This is a genomic window from Allomuricauda sp. CAU 1633 (assembly GCF_017313225.1).
GTDB lineage: Bacteria > Bacteroidota > Bacteroidia > Flavobacteriales > Flavobacteriaceae > Flagellimonas.
This window is the reverse complement of sequence record NZ_JAFLNE010000005.1, coordinates 206,523-214,190: the sequence shown is the minus strand read 5'-3', so window position 1 is coordinate 214,190 and position 7,668 is coordinate 206,523. Positions and strand designations below refer to the sequence as shown.

The 7,668-nt window shown below is 37.2% G+C and carries 6 protein-coding genes and 1 tRNA gene; 5 read left to right on the top strand and 2 right to left on the bottom strand.

Annotated elements, in window-relative coordinates:
* Positions 1-305 precede the first annotated feature (305 nt).
* From J0X14_RS15185 to J0X14_RS15175, 3 genes are all read left to right on the top strand, one after another.
* On the top strand, positions 306-2,510 hold the full coding sequence (locus J0X14_RS15185; protein WP_207098657.1) for a S41 family peptidase: 2,205 nt from the start codon (positions 306-308) through the stop codon (positions 2,508-2,510).
* Between the two features lie 105 nt (positions 2,511-2,615).
* Positions 2,616-2,900, top strand: coding sequence for a hypothetical protein (locus J0X14_RS15180; protein WP_207098656.1), 285 nt, complete (start codon positions 2,616-2,618; stop codon positions 2,898-2,900).
* Positions 2,901-3,029: 129 nt separating this feature from the next.
* A tRNA-Arg gene (locus J0X14_RS15175) sits at positions 3,030-3,140 on the top strand.
* A gap of 139 nt (positions 3,141-3,279) precedes the next feature.
* Here the strand turns inward: J0X14_RS15175 and J0X14_RS15170 are convergent.
* Positions 3,280-3,945 (bottom strand): endonuclease/exonuclease/phosphatase family protein, encoded by a 666-nt coding sequence (locus tag J0X14_RS15170; protein WP_207098655.1) that lies wholly within the window; start codon positions 3,943-3,945, stop codon positions 3,280-3,282.
* A gap of 166 nt (positions 3,946-4,111) precedes the next feature.
* Positions 4,112-4,873, bottom strand: a complete 762-nt coding sequence (locus J0X14_RS15165; protein WP_207098654.1) for a hypothetical protein — start codon at positions 4,871-4,873, stop codon at positions 4,112-4,114.
* A 414-nt stretch (positions 4,874-5,287) separates the two neighbouring features.
* Here J0X14_RS15165 and J0X14_RS15160 point away from each other — a divergent pair, with 414 nt between their 5' ends.
* Both J0X14_RS15160 and J0X14_RS15155 read left to right on the top strand, forming a co-directional pair.
* Positions 5,288-5,854: a hypothetical protein gene (locus J0X14_RS15160; RefSeq protein ID WP_207098653.1), complete on the top strand. Its 567-nt coding sequence runs from the start codon at positions 5,288-5,290 to the stop codon at positions 5,852-5,854.
* A gap of 5 nt (positions 5,855-5,859) precedes the next feature.
* The gene (locus J0X14_RS15155; protein WP_242528050.1) at positions 5,860-7,665 is read left to right on the top strand and encodes a histidine kinase dimerization/phosphoacceptor domain -containing protein; all 1,806 of its coding nucleotides are present in this window, start codon (positions 5,860-5,862) and stop codon (positions 7,663-7,665) included.
* Positions 7,666-7,668 lie beyond the last annotated feature (3 nt).

The following is a 7,668-nucleotide window of genomic DNA, read 5'->3' as shown; positions in this document are numbered from 1 at the left end:
TATTTCATTACTGGCTGTATGATTTTGATTTTGAGTTTCTCATTAATTACAATGTTTGATTTTTTATAAACTGCCCACAACAATGGTTCTTTTGAAAAATCTATAAAGTTCAAATAAACGATTCCTTACTTCACTATTCTCGCTATCACGGTAAGAACTTAAATTACAGTTAAACCTAATATTATCCGGTTTGAATTTTCTTACTTTTAATGAGCAACAACAATGTTGCCATCTCCCCCAGTATTTTTGGAAGACCTCCGAACCCCTTGTTAGGATAAATAATTGAACTTTAAAATCAACCTTCAATGAAGCTATTTTTTACAGTTTGGATATTAATGATCACTGTAAGTTGTTGTGGTCAAATGAAGGAAAAATTTAATCTGGGTTTTGAAACTCAAAACGCTGATGACAACCTTCCAAAGGGCTGGTTTCAATGGGGGGACTATATGTTGTCTGTTGATTCTTTGGCCCGTACGGGGACGAAAGCCGGTAAGATCACCTCTGATGAAAATGGGAATTTCGGAAGCATAGCATACAAAATACCGGCCAAATATGAAGGCAAGAGCATAACACTTGAGGGCTATATGAAAATCAAGGAGGTTCAAAATGGCTTTGCAGGTTTATTAATGCGAATTGACGGGAACGGCTCCACCTTGGCTTTTGACAATATGCAAAGTCAAAATATTACAGGAACCCATGATTGGAAAAAATATACCATAACCTTCAACTACCCAGATGAAGCCCAATACATATATGTGGCGGGTATACTGGTAGGAAAGGGGGAAGTATGGTTTGATGATTTCACCTTGACCATTGATGGTGAAAACGTGCAAAACCTCAAAGAAATTGAGAAGCAACCGACAAAAGCGGAATTGGACAAGGAATTCGACTCGGGGTCCATGATTGAATTGTCCAACGTGACATACAGGGATATAGAAAATTTGGAGTTGTTGGGAAGAATCTGGGGCTTTCTCAAATACCATCATCCTGAAATAGCCAAAGGGAATTATAATTGGGATTATGAACTATTTAGGTTTTTACCAAAATTCATTAAGTCCAAAACTAATGGGGAAAGGGACGAACATCTCATCAATTGGGTTTCTTCATTGGGCACATTGGAAGAATGCTCCGATTGTAAGTCTATCAGTGAATCAGCGGTGATCAAACCGGATTTGGAATGGATTAAAGGTTTGGATGATCCATTAAAAAATAAGTTACTTGAAGTATACAACAGTCGTTCACAGGGAAGTCAGTATTACATAGACATGGCACCTTCTGTTGGCAATCCAGTATTTAAAAATGAGGACGCATATTATCTCATGCCATTTCCTGATGACGGGGTTAGGCTTTTAGCCCTGTATCGGTATTGGAACATGATTCATTATTTTTTTCCATACAAACATTTAATGGACAAGGACTGGAATACCATATTGGCTGAGTATATCCCACTCTTTCTGAATGCAAAAGATGAACTCGAGTATGAATTGACTTCCATTAAGTTGATAGGGGATATCCAGGATACCCATGCCAATATCTGGGTGGGCGCAGCTAAAGTCGATAAAAGGAGAGGTGTAAACTATCCCCCTGTTCATGTTCGCTTTGTTGAAGGTCAATTGGTGGTCACCGATTTTTATAATGAGGAATACAGAGAAAGCACGGGGTTGCAAATTGGTGATGTGATCTCCAAGATAAATGAAGTGCCCGTAAGCACATTGGTAAAAGAAAGGGCTAAATATTATCCGGCTTCAAACCATCCAACAATGTTGAGGAATATTGGAACAGACCTTCTGCGTTCAAATGATGATGAAATTGAAATCAATATTGAATCAGATAACACCTCAGATAAGCTTCAGAAGCTCAAACTTTATCCCAAAGACAGTCTTGATTTATACCTTTGGCACAAAAGGGATGATCGAGAGTCATATAAAATGATTGACAGCAACATCGGTTATGTCACATTGCAAACCATCAAAGAGGAGGACATCCCAAAGATTAAGGAGCAATTCAAAAATACCAAAGGTATAATAATAGATATTCGCAATTACCCTTCAACCTTTGTTCCATTCTCATTGGGCTCCTATTTTGTTTCCAACACAACCCCATTTGTAAAGTTCACCGTTGGAAGTGTGGATAATCCAGGAGAATTTGTGTTCACCGAAAATCTGGAAATACCCAGCAGTGGGGATGTCTACAAAGGTAAATTAGTGGTACTGGTCAATGAACTTACACAAAGTATGGCAGAATATACTTCAATGGCATTTAGAGCAGGAGACAATACCACAATTATTGGCAGCACCACAGCCGGTGCGGATGGCAACGTATCAACCATTTATTTGCCAGGAGGCATGAGGACCAATATATCGGGAATTGGAGTATATTACCCAGATGGCGAAGAAACGCAAAGAATTGGTATTGTTCCGGATATCGAGGTGCACCCAACAGTTGAAGGAATAAGAGAAGGAAAAGACGAATTGTTGGAAAAGGCCATTGAAATAATCACCAAAGATTGAATGAAGTTCAAATAAAGGATGAGGATTTACCACCTGATTTACTATAACCTTTTTAGAGTTAGTCTAAAACGAAATGCTTCTCCTGAAATTCCAGTTTTATCGTATATGGCATTCTTAATAACGTCACTCCTTATAACTGGATTTAATTCTGTTCTGCTTCTTTTGAGATTTAAATTGCTCTATAAGATTCATTATGTAGGAACTTTTTTGGTTATTGGTCTATTTGGACTCAATTATTATTATTTTGTGGTTAAAGGAAATGGTTCAGAAATTATGAGCACGGAAAAAATGGATATTGGCAAAAAATCCATAATCATTGATATATTTTTCGTGGGAATAATGTTCCTATCTGGATTCACGTATTATCTGGTCAGGGAAATGAACTCCTGATACTTTTGTTCTTGAAACATCTAGATAAAGTTCAAATAAACGATCCAACCTTGGGTTTTAATATGGCTTTTTGATTTTAAAAAATACAAGTCTTCCATGGATAGTAAATAAAAATTCCCGACTTATTTCCGACCCGAAGTAGTTATAAAGTTTGTAATAAAATGTAAATCAATGTATTATAATAATAAAGCATCTGCCTTCTAAGCAGACGGTCGAAGGTTCGAATGCTTCCAAGGTCACGAATAAATCAAAAGCAAGTACAACTTAGTGCTTGCTTTTTTGTTTTGGACTGTTTTGAATATACGATCCTTTCATGATTATCACTTCAAACTCTCCAGCATTTATGTTTTTTTCATTTTAACGACCTTTTATGTAGGAACTAAATCATAAAGACTACGGGAAGATGATCAGACAATAAAAGGTTCAATACCTGACCCTCTACTATTGGACCATCTTGCTTTGTTAAATAATCAATTTTCTTATGCGGATTAGTAGACGAATAGGTCGGGGCATTTGGCGGGCACACTATACCAGCACCTGCCATAGAAGCTGGGTCTCTATTATAATCTCCTGAAACACTCCAAGGGTTAGCCCCCATGTTATTGGCAACACTGTTAAGGAGGCCGGGCGCATCAGGTCCTCCAGGACTAATGGCATGGATGGAAAAGACAGCAAGACCATTTACAAACAAACCAATTACTGGTCTCCTTACAGGAGGAGCTGCAGGATATAATAATGTTCCGCAGATCTTTGGGTTTATAATCGGGATATTGGAAACGATGGCTAGGTTGCATCGATTACCATTGGGGTCTGATTGGTAGAAAAGAATATACTTATGTTTCCTAGTAGTTCCCCAAGTGTACAGATTAAGCCCTGCAAAGCCATTTACATTCCCATATACCAACTGTGCAGAGGGCGGAATGGCTCCACATTCCTGAAGGCAACAGACATCAGCTTGTCCGGCCAACAAGTTTTGTACTCCAGTATTCCATTTATTTTCTATGCTGTGACTTGCGCCCTGCATATTCCAATTTACGATTTTCATATCTATTTTGTTTTAGTTTACTTGTGTTTTTCCTACATTCAATGATTGAGTTTTGAAGCTATGAACTTTGCTTTTTATTTTTTAAGTATGAAGCATGAAATCAGATAACACCGACATTAGAAGTATTATCTGATTTCAAATATTCAAATCAGATTCGGCGTTACCTTTAAATTGGAAGATCGGCTACATAAGTAACTGCTCGAGGTCCTAATTTATTGATGATTTGTTGACGGACCGTCGAATAGATGTCTTCATTCAAAAGAATGGACTCTGAACCTGCAAACATATTTATGCTCTTGGTACTCCACGACCAGAACAAAAATCTGGTGTGTCGCTCTGATGCTTGGAAGTAGAAAGCACCCATAGACATTTGTACATTGCCTGTTGGGTCTTCAGAAGCGGTACCCAACTGAAAATTACCCCCATCCTGACTAGATCCATTCGTGTCGAACAAGGTAATTGATTTGCTTCCTGGGTTGGCATCTTTTAATGCCTTAAGAGTTGCAGTTAAAACAGCAAGTTCATCACCAGAAATTGCCGCGGCCAAAATATCCAAGGCCGCTTTGTCCATCTCTACTGTAACTCCGCTCAATGCTTGATGGGCAAACTTAAAACTCGAAATGACCCAGCCTATGTTTTCCAACACTTCAACATACTTGTTATACCACTGCTCGGTTTGGGTCACTCTATCGAAAGCATAATTTGCTCCTAATTGTGCCAATAGTGTTGAATTGAGAACATCCGCCTGCTTAATTTTTGGCACACCAGAAATAAATGAAATGGTACTTCCCCCTACAACTTTGGCGGAATCTTTGTTTTCAACTAGTGTTAGTTCTGCAGGTGGTAAAGAGTTCAAACTTGCCTCAGGAATCGCCAGTTGCAAATTTTCAATATACTCTGCTCTAGATTTTGCTTTTGATATACTCATGATTAAAAAATTAGATTTCCTACTCTATTTAATAACGGCTTTTCGGATTTCGCCAAGCAATAAAAAAATCATAGTAGCTATTAAATCGAAAATTTTTCTATTGCACTATAAGATTAGGTAGGTCGCCTTCGAAATACAATAAAAATGAGTGGATGAATAGGATATTTTAGTCAATGGACGCAAAAACAGGGTAAGCAGAATTTCCTACTGCATTGAAAACTCTTCATTCTTCAGAATGCCGAGAACGAAATCAAATCTAATTGAAATAAATTCTCAATTAGCCGAATCGACTTAATGTTATAAAGGAAAAATCTTTCACATTATATAGGCCTTATTAAAATTTTTGAGTAAATTCTGAATCCCTTCTTCTTTCCCTGACTTTTTGTATTAAATCTCGTTTAAAAACCAACTGGAATGAAAATCAAAATAGCATTACAAAAAGAAGGCAAACAACTCAAGCCAGTAAAATTCAAAATCCAAGGAAAAGCACTCGTTAAAGCCGTCAAGGCTGGATATCTAGGCCTTGGCACTTCTTATGAACCCATCTATATAGATAATTTCGTCTTCTTGGGTGATTATGAATTTCCAACCATAGGTGGTGATACCAAAATATCAATATCACTTGAACCTGGAAAAAAGGACAAAGGGAAAGAGCAGGAAGGATTACAATTAATTTGTTGTAAGGTTAAAAATGTTGGGAAATCACATAATGATGCTCCAGGAAGTATCTTGGAAGGTCATTGGCAAGAAATTTTCGATTTTGATTCCGAAAACAAACTCATTACATCCGTTCCAGATGGAGCTTTATATATTGCTCCCGACCATACTGGAAAATGTCAGATAACGACCTGTAAAAAGGTTGGCGATTCATATTTGGCCTATAGTATGCTATTCAGTTTAACGGTTAACTATGGTAAACGAGACCTTCGCACGTATTATTTTATTTTGGATCCTGTTGTGGAGATTAGTTCAAACCGTTAATAGTGATGCCTAAAAATATCTTATTCTTAAAAGGTGTAAGACTTTTTCTTTTTTTGCTAGCGCTATTCTTGTCAAACCATATCCATTCCCAGAATGCGAAAATAGTTGACAGTTTGTTGCAAATACTGAAATCCAAGAATTATTCAGGGAAAAAGGAAGTTGTCTTATTGGCAGATATTGCTCACTATCACCCTAGTTTGGATTCAGCTGTTTTTTTTGCTAATAAGTCAATAAAAAAGGCTATTGAACTTGGGGAGCCTGTCCTTGAGGCTGAAGCACTTGAAATTATAAGTCATAAAGAACGTAAGCTGGGCAACAATGTTAAATCATTTCAAGCCTCCTTTCAAGCACTTCAGATATATGAGGCAATGGGCCTTACAGAAAGGCAGGCGGCATCATATACACAGCTGGCTAGTAATTATATGAGCGACCAAAACTATCAAGAATCCATTTTCTATCTAAAAAAAGCAAGAGGCATATATGAAACATTGAACCAATCCCAAAGGTTAAACTATACCGTACTTAATTTAGGTGAAATGTATCGCCTGAAAGGCCATCTTGATAGTGCGGAAACCTGTTTCAAGTATGTTCTCAAGATGAACAAAATTTTAAATGACAAAGTTGCTCAGGGATATTCCCTAGGGAACTTAGGTATGGTTTACAACGATCTAGATAATTTAGAAAAATCCAAAGAACATTTATTGGCAGGAATCAATATTCTACTGGGGTTACAAGATGTATATTCCAGTTCTGTTTATTTAGCCGAGTTGGGGAAAGTATATAAAAAAGAGGATAGCCTTATCAAAGCTGAACACAAGTTTATGGAGGCAGTGGATATGGCTCGTGCTGCCGGTCTCAAGGAGCAAGTCCGTGATTTTAGTCTTAACCTCGTCAATTTATACGAACAAAGACATGAATTTGACAAAGCGCTGCAATATCAAAAGTTGTTCCAAGTATATCAAGACAGTATGGTTAATAAAGCCAATATTCAAAAAATAGAACAGCTTAAAGCAGGTTATGAAATTGATAAACGTGAATCCGAAATCGGTTTGTTAAGCGAAATAAACCAAGGTCAAAAATACTTTTTGTGGGCACTAACTGGAGGTGTTTTAATTAGCTTACTTTTTATCTATTTATTAAATGTTGGTAACAAAAAGATAAAAACCGCAAACATTGAATTATTGGCTCAAAAAACTCTGATTTCAAAACGTGAGCAAGAAAAGGAGCTCTTGCTAAAAGAACTTAACCATCGGGTAAAAAACAATCTGCAAATGATAAGTAGTCTATTGAGTCTTCAAAGTCATGAACTCAAAGGGTATCCAGCACAAGAATCCGTAGTTTCCGGAAAACAAAGGGTCGAAGCGCTATCTCTTGTGCATAGAAAACTTTATCAGGAAGGATTAGACACCTGTGTAATGATAAAGGAATATATAGAAGAGTTGGTATTGGGGCTTTTTCACGGATATGATGCCTCATTTACCCCAGAAATAAAGATTGATGATATCAGTATTCATGTTGATACGGCAGTCCCCATCGCACTAATTGTGAATGAGGTGACCGTTAATGCACTTAAGTATGCCTATGTTGAAACCGCTTCACCGGTTTTTAAAATAACCATCAAAAAAGAGCATCCCAATAGACTGAGAATACAGGTTATTGATAATGGTATAGGTTTCATGCCTACAGCGACGGGAAAAGGTAGTTCCTATGGTCTTAAACTGGTACATTCCCTGGTTCAACAATTAGAAGGAACAATACAAAAACTAGGAAAAAATGGCACTCACTGGAATATGAATTTAAAAATAAAATAATTC

What these genes read in the sequence shown, in the direction of transcription:
- J0X14_RS15155 (WP_242528050.1), top strand. Translation starts at nt 5,860, where the DNA reads ATGCCTAAAAATATCTTATTCTTAAAAGGTGTAAGACTTTTTCTTTTT.
- J0X14_RS15160 (WP_207098653.1), top strand. Translation starts at nt 5,288, where the DNA reads ATGAAAATCAAAATAGCATTACAAAAAGAAGGCAAACAACTCAAGCCA.
- J0X14_RS15170 (WP_207098655.1), bottom strand. Translation starts at nt 3,945, where the DNA reads ATGAAAATCGTAAATTGGAATATGCAGGGCGCAAGTCACAGCATAGAA.
- J0X14_RS15180 (WP_207098656.1), top strand. Translation starts at nt 2,616, where the DNA reads ATGGCATTCTTAATAACGTCACTCCTTATAACTGGATTTAATTCTGTT.
- J0X14_RS15185 (WP_207098657.1), top strand. Translation starts at nt 306, where the DNA reads ATGAAGCTATTTTTTACAGTTTGGATATTAATGATCACTGTAAGTTGT.
- J0X14_RS15165 (WP_207098654.1), bottom strand. Translation starts at nt 4,873, where the DNA reads ATGAGTATATCAAAAGCAAAATCTAGAGCAGAGTATATTGAAAATTTG.